Raw genomic sequence first — 18558 nt, 5'->3', positions numbered from 1 at the left:
TGGTATTTCAAATAAAAGATCTACTTTTGCTCACGTGTGCACAAATCATGTGATATGAAGACAAAAGTAACCATAAAAGACATTGCGAAGAAAATTCAGGTTCACCATACTACTGTATCGCGAGCATTACGTGGCGATAGTAGAATTAGTGAAACTACCAAACAGCAGGTTCTCGATTGTGCACAAAAAATGGGATATGAGCCAAACCAAAATGCGCTAAATCTGCGTAATCGTACCATAAACACCATAGCAATTATAATTCCTAACATTAGTCATGAGATTTTTGCTCGTTTTGTAAGTTTATTAACCGATCATGCGAGTAAGGAAGGTTTTACAGTATCTATTTTTCAGACCAAAGAAAGCTATGAACTGGAACAGGAAATTGTACAGACTCTAATTCGAAACAGAGTAGGTGGTGTTATTGCATCAATATCAATAAATACAAAAGAAGGAGCACATTTTAATCGATTAATGGATTATGGAATTCCATTGGTGTTTTTCGATCGTTATTGTAAAGATGTGAATGCTCCTAAAGTAGAGGTTAATAACTATAAGGGTGCTGCCAGAGCTGTGAAGTACTTAAAAAATAAGGGGTTTTCCAGAATTGCTCACTTAACAGGAAATACCGAAATAAATGTATTTGGTGAGAGAAATAAAGGATACAAAGATACATTGGCAGCATTAGGTTTATCTTTTCACAAAAGTTTACAAATTAAAAAAGAATTTGAAGAGCAGGATGGAGCTTTTTTGTTAAAGCAGCTATGGGATGAAGAGGAAAAACCAGATGCTTTATTTGTAGATTCGTTTATTCTGACAGCAGGAATTTTAAAGGAGTGTAAACAAATGGGAATCCATATTCCACAGGATTTGGGCTTACTAACAATTTCTAATGAACGATTTTGTGATCTGGTGGAGCCAGCACAATCAGTTTTGGAACAACCCATAGAAGATTTAGCAGAAACATCTTTTCGAATTCTTTTAAGCAGAATAAAATTGGAAAATTCAACAACTAAAAACAATTCATCTGTATTCGATTTCTCTTTAATTGAAAGAGAATCATCATAAATAAAAAATTTGCACACTTGTGCACACGTATGCATAAAATAAACTACAAATTATAATAAAATGGAAAAAAGAAAATTAGGTAAAACAGACATGGAATTATCCACTTTAAGTTTTGGAGCTTCTTCATTGGGTGGTGTGTTTCATGATATCGATCAGAGCGAAGCAGTAAAAACGGTGCACGTTGCTGTTGATAATGGAATGAATTTTATTGATGTATCGCCATATTATGGATATACAAAAGCTGAAACTGTCTTAGGAAAGGCTTTAAAAACAATGGATCGTTCTTCTTATTACCTGTCTACTAAAGTGGGGCGTTTTGGTCTTAATAACGAAAACCACTGGGATTATTCGGCTAAAAGAACAATGGAGAGTATCGACGAAAGTTTAACAAGAATGAATGTTGATTATGTGGACATTTTAAATGTTCATGATGTTGAGTTTAGTGATGTTAATCAGGTGATTAATGAAACTCTTCCAACTTTGCAGAAAATTGTAGAGCAGGGAAAAGCTAGATATGTTGGTATTACCGGACTTCCTTTAGATTTATTACAAAAAGTAATTAAACAGGTGGGACCAGGAGTTGTCGATTCAATTCTTTCCTTTTGTCACTATTCTATTAACGATGATGCTTTGTTGGATTATGTTCCATTTTTTAAAGAAAATAATGTTGGAGTAATTAATGCATCGCCATTAAGCATGGGATTATTATCTCACCGAGGTGCACCAGCATGGCATCCAGCGCCACAAGAATTATTAGATGCCTGTAAAAAAGCTGCAGATTTTTGCGAAAGTAAAGGAAAGAGAATTGAAAAATTAGCTATTCAGTTTTCTATTGCTCATCCTGATATTACAACTACTTTAGTAAGTTCAGCAAAACCAAAAAATATTTTGGAGAATATTAAATGGGCAAACGAACCTATTAACTTAGAGCTTTTAGAAGATGTTAAAGAAATCCTGAAACCAGTTCACCGTTTAACATGGGAGAACTCATAAATCTTAAATATGGAAACTAAGAAAAAAGTAATTTCGAAAGAATATCTGATTCCATTTATTCTTATTACCAGTTGTTTTGCCTTATGGGGATTTGCCAATGATATTACAAACCCAATGGTTGAAGCATTCTCGCGTATTTTTAATATGGGAGCAAGTGGAGGAACCTGGGTACAGGTTGTTTTCTATGGTGGATATGGCGCAATGGCTTTTCCTGCAGCTTTATTTATTCGCAGATATTCTTATAAATCGGGTATTCTTTTGGGCTTAGGATTGTATGCAACGGGTGGTTTATTGTTTATGCCAGCAGCAGCAATTGGAATGTATTATCCATTTTTAATTGCATATTTTGTGATGACATGTGGTTTGTCATTTCTGGAAACAAGTGCCAATCCGTACATTCTTTCAATGGGCGACTCGGAAACAGCAACTTTACGATTAAATTTTGCTCAAGCCTTTAATCCGATGGGATCGCTTACAGGTATGTTTGTGGCTACCACTGTTATTCAGGCAAAATTAGATGTTAGAGATGCGGCCCAGCGTGCTCAGCTTTCTGCAGCCGATTTTGAAGCGGTTAAAGCTCATGACCTTGGAATATTAAGCACTCCTTATATTTACATCAGTTTGGTGATTATTGCTGTTTTTGTGGTTATTGCTTTAATGAAAATGCCTAAAAGTGAAGATGCAGATCGCAGTATGAATTTATTCGGTACTCTTAAAAAGTTATTTGCCATTCCTAAATACAGAGAAGGTGTTATTGCTCAGTTATTTTATGTAGGTGCCCAGATTATGTGTTGGACATTTATTGTTCAGTACGGACAGAGAATATTTATGCGCGATGGACTAACTCCAGATCATTTACAAAGTGGATGGTTAAGTATAATGAACAGTATGGGATTCCTTTCTCAGGATGCTGCTAACAGCATAATGTCGGGCGAAGCAACAAATGGTTTGGCGGCTGGTTATGCTGCTCATGTTGCTCAGTTGTACAATATCTTAGCAATGGGATTCTTTTTAATTGCTCGCTTTGTTTGTACTTATCTGTTAAAGTATATTAACTCGGGAAGATTGCTGCAATATTTAGCTATTGGAGGAATTACCCTGGCTACAGGAACAATTTTCTTGCAAGGAATTGAAGGTTTATATTGTTTGATTGGAATTTCTGCTTGTATGTCTTTAATGTTCCCAACCATTTATGGTATTGCACTGGAAGGAATGGGCGATGATGCAAAATTTGGTGCAGCCGGATTAATCATGTCAATTGTTGGAGGAACATTTTTACCTAAAATTCAGGCAGCCATTATCGATATGGATACTGTATTTTCAATGCCTGCAGTAAATGTCTCGTTTATATTGCCATTAATCTGTTTTGTATTAATTGCGATATTCGGATTTAGAACTGTTAAGTATCATATGAATTAATCTGAAAACTATGGAGATTAAAAGATTTTGTAAAGCTCTGACATTAAAAAATGATGCTGAGCTTATAAAAAAATATAAAGAAGTTCACGCTCCTGGTGCGGCATGGCCGGAAATTACTCAGGGCATGAAAGATGTTGGTATTTTAGATATGGAGATTTATCTGTTGAAAAACCAATTGTTCATGATTATGGATACGCTTGCTGATTTTGATCACGACAAAGCCATGCAGGAACTTGCTACTAAACCAAGACAATCGGAATGGGAAGAATATGTTTCTCGGTTTCAGAATAGTTCCAGTTCAGCCAGTGCCGATGAAAAATGGCAATTAATGGAGAAAATCTATAAAATGGGAGAGTAGTTATGGCGTTTAAAATAGATTGTCATCAGCATTTTTGGAAATACAGTAAGGAAGAATATGCTTGGATGGATGAAAATATGGGAGTGATTAAATCCGATCATCTTCCTGTAGATTTACAAAAAGAGCAGGAAACACTTCAATTTAACGGATCAGTGGCTGTTCAAGCAAGACAAAGCCTTGAAGAAACCCGTTGGCTATTAGAATTGGCCGATAATAACGAGGTGGTGAAAGGAGTTGTTGGCTGGCTCAATTTGCGATCAGAAAAGATAGAAGAGCAATTAAAAGAATTTTCTTCTCATCCAAAATTGGTAGGAATACGTCACGTAATTCAGGATGAACCTGACGACGCTTTTATTTTGGGTGAAGATTTTAAACGGGGTATTTCTTATTTAGAGAAATACAATTTAGTTTATGATATTCTGATTTTTGCCAGGCACTTGCCTAATACTGTTCAATTTGTAAAACAATTTCCAAATCAGGTGTTTGTATTAAATCATATTGCCAAACCTGATATTAAAAATGGTGAAATTACTCTTTGGGAGCAGGGAATTCGCGATTTGGCAAAGTGTTCGAATGTGCATTGTAAACTTTCGGGTATGGTGACTGAAGCAGACTGGAAAAACTGGACTGCCGAAGATTTAAAACCTTATTTAGATGTGATTTTTGATGCATTTGGACCAGAAAGGTTAATGATAGGTTCTGATTGGCCGGTTTGTAAACTGGCAGCTACTTACGATGAGGTAATGAATATTGTAATTAGTTATATCGATAAGTTAAAAAAAGAAGAAAAAGAAGCCGTATTGGGTGCTAATGCCATTAAGGTATACGGTTTAAAAATATAAATTATACTAAAATGAAAGCATATACAATAGAAAAACAAGGAGTTGTGAGTCCGGTTACAATATCGGAACCAGAACTAAAATCAACCGATGTATTAATAGACATTAAATATGTTGGTTTATGTGGTAGTGATTTAAGTACTTACCGGGGAAAAATGCCATTGGTAGTTGGAGCTCGTATTCCGGGACACGAAATTAGTGGTGTAGTAGTTGCTAAAGGTGCCGATGTGCCTGATAGTATTAAAATTGGTTCAAATGCAACATTATCTCCATACACTAATTGTGGTGTATGTCCTGCATGTATGCAAGGTCGCGATAATACCTGTGAGTTTAACGAAACTTTAGGTGTACAGCGCGAAGGTGCATTAACCGAAAAGGTTGCGGTTCCTTACGAGAAAGTATTTGCAAGCGATATTCTATCATTAGAAGAATTGGTATTAGTAGAACCTTTAAGTGTTGGATATCACAGTGCAAATCGTGCTAGAATCTCAGAAATTGATACCGTTTTAATTTTAGGATGTGGTACAATTGGAATGGGTGCATTATGTGCTGCTCATCGTAAAGGTGCAACAGTAATTGTCGCCGATATTGATGATTCAAAATTGGACCGTGCTAAAAAGTTTGGTGCCGATTATACCATCAATTCAATGACTCAGGATATCAAACAGGAAATTGCCAAACTAACTAATAACAGAGGTGTTGATGCGGTTATTGAAGCAATTGGATTACCACAAACAATCGGAATGGCTATCGATTTGGTTTCCTTTGCTGGTAGAGTGACTTTTATTGGTTATGCTAAAAGTCAGGTTGAGGTAGATACCAACCTAATTGTTCGCAAGGAGCTGGATGTTATGGGATCGAGAAATGCGCTTCGTGTTTTTCCTTCTGTAATTAATATGTTCGAGAAAAAAACAGGTCCGTTTAAGGAATTAATTACCAAGATTTTTCCTTTAGATGAAACTGCAGAAGCATTTAAATTCTGGGACGAAAATCCTGGTATCGTTTCTAAAATTGTAATTGATGTTAAGAAATAAAAATTACTTATTTTAAAATGTAATTTCAAATATCTCAATATTAAAACAGGATATTCCCAAAGGAATATCCTGTTTTTTATGTGCAAATTAAGCTAAAGCTTCCAACAAAATTTCAACTGGGTGCAAGGCTTCCCGTTCTGTTTCATCCTTAATTTGATGGCGACAGGAAGTTCCTGAAGCAGCAATTAAAACCGATTGTGGAGTTTTTCGTACTTCGGGTAAGAGAATTAGTTCTCCAACCTTTTTACTTAAATCGTAATGCTCTTTTTCGTATCCAAACGAACCAGCCATTCCACAACAGCCCGATTTTATTTCTATGGCTGAGTAATTCTCAGGTAAACTAAGTATTTTTTGTATTGGAGCAGACGATGCCAAAGCCTTTTGATAGCAGTGGGCATGAAATTTAATTTCCTTTTTCTCTTTTGTAAATTGTTTACTGGTAATGTTTCCATTTTGCATTTCCTGATAAATAAATTCTTCAATCATAAGAGTGTTCGAAGCTAGTGTTTTTGCATCTTTTTTCATGTTTTCAGGAACTAAATCAATATATTCATCACGAAAAGTCAGTATTGCCGAAGGCTCTATTCCCACTAAAGGTGTTTCTTCTGAGATCAGATTTTTAAGAAAATTTATATTTTTAATGGCTAGGTATTTTGCTTTTTTTACGAAGCCTTTCGATAAATAGGCTCTTCCACTTTCGACATGTTTAGGGATAATAATTTGATAGCCTAATTTTTCTAATAATTGAACCGTTTTTATGCCAATAGGAGTGTCGTTATAATTAGTAAATTCATCTGCAAAAAGATATACAAGTTTATCTGATTTTTGCGTACCATTTTGTTTTTGAGGATGTTCTTTGTTAAACCATTTTTTTAAGCTTGTTTTGTGTAGTTTGGGAATGCTTCTTTCTTTAGCAAATCCTAAATTGTTTTTTACAAGTTTACCTATTGTAGGATGCTGATTTACAAAATTGAAAAGGGAAGGAGCATAGCTACCCAATTTATTAATTTTACTGATATTTGCAATTAATTTAGTACGAAGAGGTATTGGATTGGAATCGTAATAATGTTGCAGAAATTCAGCTTTAAGTTTAGCCATATCCACATTCGACGGACATTCCGATTTGCAGGCCTTGCACGACAAACATAAATCTAAAATATCATATAATTCTTTGTAGTCGAATGGATTAATTTTGTCTGAATTGCTTAGGAATTCTCTAAATAAATTTGCTCTTGCTCTAGTGCTTAGGTTTTCATCTAGGCTTGCCTGGTAACTAGGGCATAAGCCTTTTCCTGTTAAGTGAGAATTTCTGCAATCGCCAGAACCGTTACATCGTTCGGTGGCGCGAACAATTCCCATATCGGCAGAAAAATCAAAATAAGTTTCTATTTCTCTGGTTTGCTGATTGGCTTCGTATCGCAAATGGGTATTCATTTTTGGCGTATCAACAATTTTGCCGGGATTAAAAATGTTATCAGGATCCCAGGCATGTTTAATATCGCGTAAAAGCTGATAGTTTTGTTCTCCAATCATTACTGGAATAAACTCGCCACGCAATCGGCCATCACCATGTTCGCCGCTAAGCGAGCCACGATATTTTTTAACCAATTTAGCAGAATCTAAACCTATGGCATGGAATTTTTTTCGATCGGCTTCAAGTTTTAAATTTAAAACAGGACGTAAATGAATTTCTCCGCTGCCAATATGTGCATGAAAAATACACTCGATCTCATGTTTCTTCATTAAATCTTTAAATTCGATAATGTAATCGTATAAAACCTCGGGCGAAACCGATGTGTCTTCAATTAAAGAAACGGGTTTAGAATCTCCTTTCATATTTGATAAAACGCCCAAAGCAGATTTACGCAAATCCCAAACTTGAGCTATCTTACTGGCTCCGGTGACCAATGGAAAGTGAAAACCGATGTTCTTATTTTTGAATTCACGCTCCATTTTAGTGGCTAAAGATTCTATTTCTTCCATGTTTTCGCGGGCAAACTCAATAATTAAAAGAGCCCCCGGGTTTCCTTTTAAGAAGAAACGATTTTTTGCCTGTGTAATATTTCCTTCTGTTAATTTTAGGATTTGATCATCCATCAGTTCAACTGCGCCGGGTTTATATTTTAGAGCAATTAAGTTGCCTTTAATAGCTTCTTCTAAACTATCGAAATGTGCACAAACCAAGGCTTTTTCTTTAGGCGGAGCAGGAACCAAATTTAATTTTATTTCTGTGGTAAAGGCCAATGTCCCTTCCGAACCTGCCAGTAGTTTACTAAAATTAAAGTAATTATTACTATTGGTAAAAGGTGCCGAATTTATTAGTAAATCAATTGCATATCCTGTATTGCGACGTTTGTTTTTTGGATCGGGAAACTCTTTTCTTATGGATTTCTGATTTTCTTCTGAAGAAAGAATATCTCTAATGTTTTTATATATTTTAGACTCTAAACCCAGATTAGAATTACATTTTTTAATAAATTCTTCTTTGTTTAAATCCCCAAATACAACTTTAGAACCATCGCTTAAAATTGTACTTACTTCTAAAGTATGATCTCGTGTACTTCCATATATTAGCGAGTGCGAACCGCAGGAATTATTGCCCAACATACCTCCCAACATACATCGGCTACTAGTTGAGGTTTCCGGTCCGAAAAACAAATTGTATTTCTGTAAATATTGATTAAGTTCATCTAGAATAACACCAGGTTGAACTTTTACCCATTTTTCTTTGGTGTTTAGTTCTATAATTTTCGTAAAGTATTTAGAAATATCCACAACAATTCCATTACCTACTACTTGTCCGGCCAAAGAGGTTCCTGCTGCGCGAGGAATAAGTGATAATTTTTCTTTGCTGGCAAATTGTATTAATTCCTTCAAATCGTTTTCATTTTTAGGATATGCAACGGCCAGAGGAATAACCTTATAGGCAGAAGCATCGGTTGCATAAATCAATTTGCTTGTTAAGTCGCAAAGAATTTCTCCTTCAAATTTTTCCTGTAATACAGCGAAACGATTGTTTTGTTGAGTTGAATTCATAGAATAAGTAAAAGTTATAGCTGTGATGCATCAATAATAATACTCGAAAGTATACGAAATGATTATGATGTTTTTATTGTCCAGATTCAAAAACAAGATACTGATGAAACTTACCTTAACATTTCTTATAAAAAATGAGATTGGCTTTCTGATTACTGGAAAATAAATTTTCTACAGATGAAATTACGCTTTTATTTTTATACTTATTCTTATCAAGAATGAATATTTATTAAAAGTTTAGATCTAAAACTGAAAAAAATATTGAATTTAGGAATCTAAAGTTTACGATTTATTCCTAGATTTGCAATGTCGAGATTACAAAATAGATTAATATATTGATTCACAATGGACTTATTGCAGAAAATTAAGGCAAACGCCAAATTGCACAACAAAAAAATTGTTCTTCCTGAAGGAACAGAAGAAAGAACGCTACAAGCAACTGATATTCTTTTAGAAGAAGGAATAGCTCAAATTATTTTGATTGGTGCTCCCGAAGTAATTAAAAGCGAAGCTACTCGTTTAGGATTAAAAAATATTGACAAAGCTATAATTGTTAATCCTAAAAGTCATGAAAAAATGGAAGCTTATGCTGAAATTTTGGTAGAGCTAAGAAAAAAGAAGGGAATGACCATGGAGCAAGCCATGGGTTTGGTACAGGATCCTCTTTATTTAGCAACTTTAATGATTAAGGCTGGAGATGCTGATGGAGAAGTTGCAGGTGCTTTAAATGCAACTGGCGATGTATTGCGTCCTGCTTTCCAGATTGTGAAAACAATGCCTGGTATTTCTGTTGTTTCCGGTGCTTTTATCATGATTATGAAAGATAAATCATACGGAGATAATGGAATGATGGTATTTGCAGATTGTGCTGTTCATCCAAATCCAACTGCGAGTGAATTAGCAGAGATTGCTGTAGCTACTGCAAAAACAACCAAAGCAATTGCACAAATGGAGCCAAGAGTAGCAATGTTAAGCTTCTCAACTAAGGGTTCTGGTAAGCACGAAATGGTTGATAAAGTTGTGGAAGCTACTCGTTTGGCTAAAGAAATGGCTCCTGAATTTCAAATTGATGGTGAAATGCAAGCCGATGCAGCTATTGTTGAAGCTATTGGTTCTAAGAAAGCACCAGGTAGCGAGGTAGCAGGTAAAGCAAATGTATTGGTGTTTCCAACTTTAGAGGTAGGTAACATTTCATATAAATTGGTACAGCGTTTAGCAGGAGCCGAGGCTGTAGGTCCGGTTTTACAAGGTATGGCTGCTCCAATTAACGATCTTTCGAGAGGTTGTTCAGTTAGTGATATTGTAAACTTGGTTGCAATTACTGCAAACCAGGCTGCAGGCATGTAATAAATAATCCAAACTAAATAATAAAATTCAGATGAACGTTCTAGTTTTTAATTGCGGTAGCTCTTCTTTAAAATATCAGTTATTACATATGGGTGAGGAAGCTACTTTATTGGCAAAAGGTCTTGTTGAGAGAATTGGCTTAAAAAATGGTATCTTAACTCATAAACCAGAAGGTAAAGATAAATACGAAATTACTCAGGATATTCCTAATCATAGTGTAGGTATCGATTTGGTACTAAAAGCTTTGGTTGATGCTGATCATGGTGTGATTAGCGATTTAAAAGAAATTGACGCTGCAGGTCATCGTGTGGCTCATGGCGGCGAATTCTTTAAGGATTCTGCATTTATCGATGAAAAAGCAAAAGAAAATATTTCTACTTGTTGCGAGTTGGCTCCTCTTCATAATCCAGCAAATTTAGAAGGAATTTTATCAATTGAAAAGTTGCTTCCAGGTCTTCCTCAGGTAGCTGTTTTCGATACATCTTTCCATCAAACACTTCCTGCTGAAGCATTTATGTATGGATTACCTTATGATTGTTATGAGGATCTTCGTGTACGTAAATATGGATTTCACGGAACCAGTCATAAATTCGTTGCAAATAGAGCTTGTGAGATTTTAGGATGGAATATTGCTGATAAGAAAATTATTAGCTGTCACCTAGGTAATGGAGCTTCGGTTTGTGCTATTAATGGCGGTAAGTCTGTTGAAACTTCAATGGGTTTTACTCCAAACGAAGGTTTATTAATGGGAACTCGTACTGGTAACCTTGATTTAGGTGCATTACTTTATATTTCCGAAAAGAAAAACCTTTCTATCGAAGAAGCTAATAAATTAATAAATAAGGAGAGTGGATTGTCTGGAATTTCTGGAATTTCTTCTGATATGAGAGATTTAGAAACAGCTGCTGAAAAAGGCAATCAAAGAGCTCAATTGGCTTTGGATATGTTTGCTTACAGAGTGAAAAAATTTGTAGGTTCATATTCTGCTTCAATGGGAGGAGTTGATTTGATTCTTTTCACTGGAGGTATTGGTGAGAATGATTGTGCTTCTCGTGAAAAAATTATTAAAGATTTTGGATACTTAGGATTAGATTTTGATGCTGAAAAGAATGATGGTTTAAGAGGTAAGGATGCTCTGATTTCTAAAGAAGGTTCAAAAGTTAAGGCAATGGTAATTACAACTAACGAAGAGTTGGTGATTGCTTCTGATACTCAGAGAATTGTTAGTGAAATAAAATAAAAAAAAGTACTAATTTAGGTTTAGTAAATATTTTTAAAAGGTCTGGTTCTCATTGTAATCAGACCTTTTTTTATGGATTAATTTTAGTTTTTCTAATCATATAAATAATCTATTTGCATTTTAATTAATCATTAAGCGATCATTGTGTTTGTATAATAAGGTATTTTAAGTATTTTGATGTAACAAAAATATTTTATTATCGTTTAGTTGCTAAGATTTACCATATCAGCGTGAATCATATAAGATACTAACTATGCTTACATTATTTTCTATATACAAGCCCATATTATTATTTATACTGTTATCTGCATTCGGGAATTTTGCAAATGCACAGCGAACCGATTTTCGTATTCATGAATATAATAAACAAAATAAATTAAGTGAGGAGCTGGTAAAGTCTATAAATCAGGATTTTAATGGGACTTATTACTTTGCAACCGATGGCGGTGTTTTTTCCTTAATAAATGATGAGTTTAACTTGTTTCAATTGCCCGAGGGTAAGTCTAAGTATTTTAAGGAGTTGTTCAGACTGCATGATGGTAGTTTGTTAGCTGTTTCTGATGATGCAATATACAAGATCAATCCATCATTTGAAAAAAATGAAATTGAATTATTAATAGAATGTAATAAAGATCCTGCGGCACCGAAGTATCCAAAGCATGTATATGAAGATAAACAGCATAGAATTTGGATAAGCGATTACAATCATATTTTTCGAATGAATGGAAAAGTGCTTGAAAAATATGTTATGGATGAAAAGAACCTTACTAGTTCTTATGCCCGATCATTTCAATTTTTAGAGTGCGATAATGGAAATTTAATTGTTGTTTCTCAAAAAGGATGGTTTTACAAATTTGAAAGTGAGTCTAACTCATTTGAAGAGTGTAATTTCAAACAAGATTTCTTGGTTCATTCATCCTTTAAGATTGGGGCTAATGAATTTTTATTGGGCACTTCAGTTGGGATCATAAAAATAATAGTAGATTTTAATGGAAGAGTGGTGCATAATGAAATGATTTCGGAAGGAGTTATAGCATCTTGTTTTGAAAGATTGAGTCAGAATAGAATTTTAGCTGGTACCTGGTATCAGGGGCTTGTAGAAATAAAATTGGGTGATAAAAATAATTTTTATCCTGTAGGAGGATTTCCTTATTTTACAGTAAATGAAATAATTAAAGATGAATTTGGAAAATTCTGGGTATCTACAAATTCTGGTGCAATTGTAATGAAACCTAAATTTTTCACTTCTCAATTTTTAACAACAAACTCGGAATATGTAGCTTGTATTCGAAAAAATAGTAAAGGAGAGCTTATTTCGGCCAGTCGAAATCATGTTTACAAATCAATAGATCAATATTCTTTAAAAAAACAAAATATAAGTTTTACAGGAACTTTAAACGTAATTAAAACTTTTAAAAATTATACATTTATTGGAACAGAGCAGGGGAACTTACTCGTTTACGTAGCTGATGAATTGATTAAAAAGATACCTGTTTGTCAACAACCCATAAGTGATATTGAAATAGTATCCATAAAGGAGATATGGCTTGTAGCTAATAAGGAATTGTTTAAATTAGATTTGAACGATGCTAAGCTTAAAAGCTATTTTGATCAGTTTAAAAATAGAAGAATTGTACAGGATATTTGCCTAGATAAAAAGAACACCTTGTTTGTGGGAGGTGAGTATAAACATTCGTATCTCTATAAATACGATAGAGAAAATAATAAATTTCGGAATATAAGTGATGAAAGCCCTTTTGAAAATGTGGGTGATTTTTGGATTCGAGATCTAGAACCTGTTGAGGACAGTTTGTTTATTGGATGCTCTTTAGGTTTATATAAATATCACGATTCAGTAGTTGAGAAAGTAGATTTAGGTGAATTAAGTCAGGGTGAGATAGGTGCTGTTGCTGTCGATCAGTATAATGCAATTTGGTTAACAACGAGTAAAGGAGTAATCCGAAAAAGGAAAAATGATATTTCTTTGTTTACACCGGATCAGGGCTTGCCATCAAAAACATTTACTGTTGGGAATCTTGTGGTTGATAACAGAGGTTTTTTATGGGTTGGTACATCTAATGGACTTGCTTTTGCTAAAGTAAGAGATTCTATTCCTACTACACCAAAACCCCTTGTGCATATTGCAAATGAAAATAATTATTTTATTACTCCAAATGCTCAGTTAGAGGTTACTAAGGGTTCTATGTTACTATTGGATGTAACAGCGAGTATTTATCCGCAAAAACAAAATCAATTTCAATATTGTATTATTCGTGGAGTCGAAAAAATTAGAGACTGGAATGATATTTCCAATAAAAATCAGGTTATCGTTTCAGATTTAGAGCCCGGGAACTATAAAATTTGTATTCGATGCAAGCATGAAGGAAATTATTTATGGAGTAATCATAAAATTGTTCCTTTAAAAGTAAATCAGATTTGGTATTTGCGATGGTATATTTTATTAAGCGAACTTATTATTGTTCTGATTCTAATATTTTTAACTAATATTTATAGTAAGCAAAGAGCTAAAAAACAAATGCTTAAGTTAGAGGAGTTAGTTTCTCAGCGTACTGTTCAGTTACAAAATGCAAATGAGAATTTATTATTGGCTAATAAAGCAAAAGATAAATTTTTATCGATAATAGGTCACGACTTAAGAAATCCGTTTAACGCCATTAGGGGATTTTCTAAAATGCTGATTCATGATACAGATATGCTAAGCGAAGAAGAGCAAAAAGAACTGCTCGAAACTATTTATAAAAGTTCGGATGATACTTTTAAGCTTTTAGAAAGTTTGCTAGAATGGGCCAATGTACAGAAAGGTAATTTTAAGATTAATAAGGAAAAATTTGATTTGTCAGTTGTTATTCAAAGTAACTTAGAACTTCATAAAAGTCTTGCCTCGCTAAAAGGAATAAAAGTTATTGGAAAGATTGAAAAAGTTTTGGTTGATGCCGATAAAGCAATGATAGATACTATAATTCGAAATTTATTATCAAATGCAATTAAATATTCCTTTACCGGACAAACGATTGAGTTATTAGTTTTTAAAAATGATGATTTTGCTACACTTGAAGTGAAAGACACTGGTATGGGAATGACAAAAGCACAAGTCGATAAATTATTTAAAATAGATAGTATATTTACCAGCGAAGGAACAGCAAACGAAACAGGAACAGGTTTTGGTTTAATGTTAAGTAAAGAGTTTGTTGAGCTTAATGGTGGAGAAATTTATGTTAAAAGTGAGAAGAATAAGGGTACTTCTTTCTTTTTTACGATTCCTCTCTCTAAAAAGTAGATGCTTTTCATTTTCTATTGGTAGCTAATTTTCATTAATTATTTTCTCAAATTTTAGCTCTTTAATTTAATTCGTAAAATTCCACATTGTAATTATTATTGATTATTTAGTGAATAAATGAAAGTTTTGTGTCTTGTTTAAGAGACGATTCGTAATTATTTCATATTTTTGCCTTACAACTAAATAAAACAGGATTTTTATTTCCTGAAACAAACACTAAAACATAAAAAAGTAATGATTACACGTTTGGAGCAAATCATTGAAGTTCTTAAAAATAACGATAAAAAACGTCTGGTAGCTGCTTATGCTAACGATGCTCATACTATTGAGGCTGTGAATAATGCAGTAGAAAAAAACATTGTTGTAGCTACTTTGGTGGGAGATAAGGATATCATAGGAAAAACTTGTGCCGATCATAATATTGACGTGAACAAATTTACAATTGTTCATGAACCCAATGAGTTAAAAGCAGCTCAAAAGGCAGTAGAGCTAATTAATAATGGACAAGGTGATATGATTATGAAAGGGTTGGTAAGTACCGATAAGTACATGAAAGCCATTCTTAATAAAGAAAGCGGATTAATGCCACCAAAAGCTGTTTTAAGTCATGTTACTGTTATGGAGAATTTAAATTACCATAAATTACTGGTTTGTAGTGATGTTGCAGTTATACCTCAGCCCGATTTGAATCAAAAAATTGCATTAACTAATTATGTTGTTTCGGTAGCACGTGCTTTAGGAATTGAAACCCCAAAAGTAGCAATGATAGCTGCTTCGGAGCAGGTATTACCAAAAATGCAGGCTTGTATCGATGCTTCAATAATTTCTAAAATGGCCGATCGCGGACAAATTAAAAATGCTTTTGTTGATGGTCCTTTGGCAATTGATGTAGCCATTGATAGAGAATCAGCAGAAATTAAGAAATTAGACTCTAAAGTAGCTGGCGATGCCGATTGCCTGGTATTTCCAAATATCGAATCGGGAAATGTATTTTATAAAACAAATACAAAATTAGCTAAATCGGAGCTTGGAGCTATGGTTGTTGGTGCCAAGTGTCCGGCAATACTTTCTTCTCGTGGCGATAGTGTTAAAACAAAATTATATTCTATTGCTTTAGCTGCTCTTGTTGCATCAAAATAAATATACCTGAAGAGACGTACTTTTGTGCGTCTTTTTTACTCAATACCTAATAAAAAAATATATGTCCCCAATTTGTTCTCTCGATCAAATGGTCGATCATCTTCGCCAAAGCGGAAAGAAAAAGAAAATTGCTGTTGCTTACGCCCAGGATCCCAATACTATTGGTGCCATTGCAAAAGCCATAAACGAAGGTTTTGTTGAGGCAGTAATGATTGGTGATGAGCAGGAAATTCGCTCTAAAGCCGAGACCGAAGGAATAAATCCTGATATTTTTACCATAGTGCACATTCTCAACGATGTAGAGGCAACTGCAGAAGCTGTTCGTCTGGCTCGTGAAAATGAGGCCGATGTGGTAATGAAAGGCTTAGTTGGAACCGATAAATTTCTGAAAGCAGTACTTAATAAAGAGAAAGGTTTGTTGCCTCCCAAAGCAGTAATGAGTTATGTTTGCGCTCTGGATTTACCAAAATACAATAAACTATTATTTGTGTCGGATACTGCGGTATTGCCTTATCCTGATTTGAATCAGAAAATTGAAATGGTAAATTATTCGGTAAAAATGGCACGGAAATTTGGGATTGATAAACCTAAAGTGGCCTTGATATCGGCAACAGAAAAGCCAAATCCTGCTTTTCAGGGATCGGTTGATGATTCTATTATTTGTAAAATGGCCGATCGCGGTCAGATTAAAAATTGCATTGTTGATGGACCATTGGATGTATTTCTAGCCTGCGATCCTGCCTCAGTAGAGATAAAAGGGATTTCTACTCCAATTAATGGTGAAGCAGATTGTTTAATTTTTCCATCGTTGGAGGCTTGTAATTCTTTTTATAAAGGATTAATGCTATTTGCCGGTGGCGAGCTTGGCGGACTAATTCAGGGAACTACAAAACCAGTTGTGGTAATGTCGAGAAGTGAAAGCGAAAAATCGAAATTTTATTGTATTGCTTTATCTGTTTTAATGGCAGATTAAAACAATTAAGAATTATAAATGAATAATGAAAGAGATGCGAACCTATCGTATCTCTTTATTGCAATTAAGCGATTTTGCCTTAAATGAAAAATAGTAGTTTATGAGTAACACTTAGGGATTTTTTAAAATAATCGATTAAAAATTACATTTGGTGAAAAATAAGTTTAATCGAATGCATTTTTTCGAACAATCAATTATTCTTCCAGATTCGGTATAATCAGATTAATATTTGGGATTGTGTATTTATAGCATACCTAATTCTAACCAATCATTAGCATCTAATTTATATATTTGCAGTATGCCAAAACAAACCCCATACTGCTTAATGCCGTGGATACATTACCACGTAGGAAATGCCGGAAAAGTAAAAGCCTGTTGTCTTGCCAATATTCCTTTTGGCGATTGTAATACACAATCTTTTAACGAGATTTGGAATGGTGAGGCCATTAATCAGCTTAGATTGAAATTTGCTAATGGCGAAAAAGATACCAGATGTGGAGTTTGTGAGCGATTAGAGAAGGCAGGAGGGAAGAGTGTTCGACAAGAAACTCACGAGAAGTTTGGAGCCTATTTTGCACGAATGGAAAATCCTATGCCTGTTTATTTCGACATTCGCTTTTCTAATGCTTGTAATTTTGCTTGTCGTACTTGTTGGCATGGGGCTAGTTCGGCATGGTTTCCTGAAGCCAGGCAGTTAAAAAGGAACTTGGGCGAAAAGGCTTTACTTCAAAATATTACCAATTTCGATCAGTTTATTGATCAGATGGGCGAAGCATTGCTGCAGGCCCAGGAGATATATTTTGCTGGTGGTGAACCACTAGCAACCAAAGAGCATTATCTTTTGCTCGATTGGCTGGTGAAAAACAAATCAAGGAATATGCGATTGAGGTACAACACTAATTTTTCACAGTTAAAAATGGGAGATTATGATGTTTTAGAATATTGGAAGCATTTTTCCGAAGTAGAAATTTTGGCAAGTATCGATGCACAAGGAAAATTGGGGGAGTATATTCGTAAAGGCTTTAATTGGGAGCAATTTTTAGCGAACAGAGAGCTCATTCGCCCGCATAAGCACATTCGCTTTTTAATTGCGCCAACCATATCGGTATTTTCGATTTTTAATTTGCCACAGTTGTATCAAACTTGTTTGCTCGAGCAGATTATAGAAGCTAAAGGATTATACATTAATATGCTCGATAGGCCTTTGCATTACAATACAAAAGCATTGCCTAAAAGCTACAAAAAAAAGGTAATAGCACAATACCATAGATTTTACGATTGGGCTGAAAAAAAGAATATTCCACAATCAGTAATTAGCCAATTTAAAGAATGTGAACAGTATATGTTAAGTGATGATCTTAGCAAACAGTGGGAAAATTTTAAGAAGGAAACAAAGCTATTCGATGAGTTGAGGGGAGAGAATATAGAGTCTGTTTTAGTTTTTTAGGTCTAGAGGTTTTTACCTAATTCTTCTCGATGGCAAAAAAAAGGAATCTTAAAGATTCCTTAATTTGAAATAGAAGATATTTCTGCATTATACAGCCGAAGCTACAAGTTTTAGGTTTGTAACGTATTCGTTATCCGAAGTATCATTATCGGTAGCAAAGAAAACGAATAAAATAATAGCAGCTACAAAAGGTATTACTCCTAAAAGTAAAAATCAGCCACTACGACCAGTATCATGCAATCTTCTTACACTTAAAGCTATACCCGGAATTAATAAGAATACCAGTACATTTATTTTAATTCTTCAGATAATGGCTTAGATTTCTATTAAGGAATTAAAAAATGGATGGAACGGTACCACAATCGTGAC

At 34.3% G+C, this 18558-nt stretch carries 14 protein-coding genes; 12 read left to right on the top strand and 2 right to left on the bottom strand.

The window, feature by feature from the left end:
• Positions 1-54 precede the first annotated feature (54 nt).
• Genes ACT3CE_RS16120 through ACT3CE_RS16095 form a run of 6 tightly spaced genes read left to right on the top strand, consistent with a single transcriptional unit; the run spans position 55 to position 5708 of the window.
• Positions 55-1065: a LacI family DNA-binding transcriptional regulator gene (locus ACT3CE_RS16120; protein WP_444710801.1), complete on the top strand. Its 1011-nt coding sequence runs from the start codon at positions 55-57 to the stop codon at positions 1063-1065.
• Between the two features lie 60 nt (positions 1066-1125).
• Positions 1126-2058, top strand: a complete 933-nt coding sequence (locus tag ACT3CE_RS16115) for an aldo/keto reductase (protein ID WP_444710800.1) — start codon at positions 1126-1128, stop codon at positions 2056-2058.
• A gap of 9 nt (positions 2059-2067) precedes the next feature.
• On the top strand, positions 2068-3477 hold the full coding sequence (gene fucP, locus ACT3CE_RS16110; protein WP_444710799.1) for an L-fucose:H+ symporter permease: 1410 nt from the start codon (positions 2068-2070) through the stop codon (positions 3475-3477).
• A gap of 10 nt (positions 3478-3487) precedes the next feature.
• Positions 3488-3835, top strand: a complete 348-nt coding sequence (locus ACT3CE_RS16105; RefSeq protein ID WP_444710798.1) for an L-rhamnose mutarotase — start codon at positions 3488-3490, stop codon at positions 3833-3835.
• 2 nt (positions 3836-3837) lie between these two features.
• Positions 3838-4677, top strand: a complete 840-nt coding sequence (locus tag ACT3CE_RS16100) for an amidohydrolase family protein (RefSeq protein WP_444710797.1) — start codon at positions 3838-3840, stop codon at positions 4675-4677.
• 11 nt (positions 4678-4688) lie between these two features.
• Positions 4689-5708, top strand: coding sequence for a zinc-binding alcohol dehydrogenase family protein (locus tag ACT3CE_RS16095; RefSeq protein WP_444710796.1), 1020 nt, complete (start codon positions 4689-4691; stop codon positions 5706-5708).
• A gap of 87 nt (positions 5709-5795) precedes the next feature.
• On the opposite strand, the gene ACT3CE_RS16090 is transcribed toward ACT3CE_RS16095, so the two are convergent.
• A complete protein-coding gene (locus ACT3CE_RS16090) occupies positions 5796-8744 on the bottom strand; it encodes an FAD-binding and (Fe-S)-binding domain-containing protein (protein WP_444710795.1) in 2949 nt (982 codons plus the stop codon).
• A gap of 345 nt (positions 8745-9089) precedes the next feature.
• Here ACT3CE_RS16090 and pta point away from each other — a divergent pair, with 345 nt between their 5' ends.
• The 6 genes from pta (at position 9090) to ACT3CE_RS16060 (ending at position 18189) form a co-directional block, all read left to right on the top strand.
• Entirely contained in the window at positions 9090-10091 is a 1002-nt protein-coding gene (gene pta / locus ACT3CE_RS16085) for a phosphate acetyltransferase (protein WP_444710794.1), read from the top strand.
• 31 nt (positions 10092-10122) lie between these two features.
• On the top strand, positions 10123-11331 hold the full coding sequence (locus ACT3CE_RS16080; protein ID WP_444710793.1) for an acetate/propionate family kinase: 1209 nt from the start codon (positions 10123-10125) through the stop codon (positions 11329-11331).
• 253 nt (positions 11332-11584) lie between these two features.
• On the top strand, positions 11585-14629 hold the full coding sequence (locus ACT3CE_RS16075) for a sensor histidine kinase (protein ID WP_444710792.1): 3045 nt from the start codon (positions 11585-11587) through the stop codon (positions 14627-14629).
• Positions 14630-14863: 234 nt separating this feature from the next.
• Positions 14864-15769 carry a phosphate acyltransferase gene (locus ACT3CE_RS16070; protein WP_444710791.1) on the top strand — a complete coding sequence of 302 codons (906 nt, stop codon included), beginning with the start codon at positions 14864-14866 and terminating at the stop codon, positions 15767-15769.
• A gap of 61 nt (positions 15770-15830) precedes the next feature.
• Complete coding sequence (locus ACT3CE_RS16065) at positions 15831-16742, top strand: phosphate acyltransferase (RefSeq protein WP_444710790.1); 912 nt, start codon at positions 15831-15833, stop codon at positions 16740-16742.
• Positions 16743-17040: 298 nt separating this feature from the next.
• Complete coding sequence (locus ACT3CE_RS16060; RefSeq protein WP_444710789.1) at positions 17041-18189, top strand: twitch domain-containing radical SAM protein; 1149 nt, start codon at positions 17041-17043, stop codon at positions 18187-18189.
• Between the two features lie 213 nt (positions 18190-18402).
• Here ACT3CE_RS16060 and ACT3CE_RS16055 read toward each other — a convergent pair whose 3' ends face one another.
• Positions 18403-18474 carry a DUF805 domain-containing protein gene (locus tag ACT3CE_RS16055; RefSeq protein ID WP_444710828.1) on the bottom strand — a complete coding sequence of 24 codons (72 nt, stop codon included), beginning with the start codon at positions 18472-18474 and terminating at the stop codon, positions 18403-18405.
• Positions 18475-18558: the final 84 nt, after the last annotated feature.

The sequence above is a fragment of the Marinifilum sp. RC60d5 genome (assembly GCF_052400665.1).
In the GTDB taxonomy this organism is placed as follows: domain Bacteria; phylum Bacteroidota; class Bacteroidia; order Bacteroidales; family Marinifilaceae; genus JBQTGK01.
This window is presented reverse-complemented; position numbering and strand designations above follow the sequence as displayed.

Bases quoted from the DNA above. Each gene is read 5' to 3' on its own strand.
- pta (WP_444710794.1), top strand. From the start codon at position 9,090: ATGGACTTATTGCAGAAAATTAAGGCAAACGCCAAATTGCACAACAAA.
- ACT3CE_RS16080 (WP_444710793.1), top strand. From the start codon at position 10,123: ATGAACGTTCTAGTTTTTAATTGCGGTAGCTCTTCTTTAAAATATCAG.
- ACT3CE_RS16075 (WP_444710792.1), top strand. From the start codon at position 11,585: ATGCTTACATTATTTTCTATATACAAGCCCATATTATTATTTATACTG.
- ACT3CE_RS16070 (WP_444710791.1), top strand. From the start codon at position 14,864: ATGATTACACGTTTGGAGCAAATCATTGAAGTTCTTAAAAATAACGAT.
- ACT3CE_RS16120 (WP_444710801.1), top strand. From the start codon at position 55: ATGAAGACAAAAGTAACCATAAAAGACATTGCGAAGAAAATTCAGGTT.
- fucP (WP_444710799.1), top strand. From the start codon at position 2,068: ATGGAAACTAAGAAAAAAGTAATTTCGAAAGAATATCTGATTCCATTT.
- ACT3CE_RS16100 (WP_444710797.1), top strand. From the start codon at position 3,838: ATGGCGTTTAAAATAGATTGTCATCAGCATTTTTGGAAATACAGTAAG.
- ACT3CE_RS16095 (WP_444710796.1), top strand. From the start codon at position 4,689: ATGAAAGCATATACAATAGAAAAACAAGGAGTTGTGAGTCCGGTTACA.
- ACT3CE_RS16060 (WP_444710789.1), top strand. From the start codon at position 17,041: ATGCCAAAACAAACCCCATACTGCTTAATGCCGTGGATACATTACCAC.
- ACT3CE_RS16090 (WP_444710795.1), bottom strand. From the start codon at position 8,744: ATGAATTCAACTCAACAAAACAATCGTTTCGCTGTATTACAGGAAAAA.
- ACT3CE_RS16065 (WP_444710790.1), top strand. From the start codon at position 15,831: ATGTCCCCAATTTGTTCTCTCGATCAAATGGTCGATCATCTTCGCCAA.
- ACT3CE_RS16105 (WP_444710798.1), top strand. From the start codon at position 3,488: ATGGAGATTAAAAGATTTTGTAAAGCTCTGACATTAAAAAATGATGCT.
- ACT3CE_RS16115 (WP_444710800.1), top strand. From the start codon at position 1,126: ATGGAAAAAAGAAAATTAGGTAAAACAGACATGGAATTATCCACTTTA.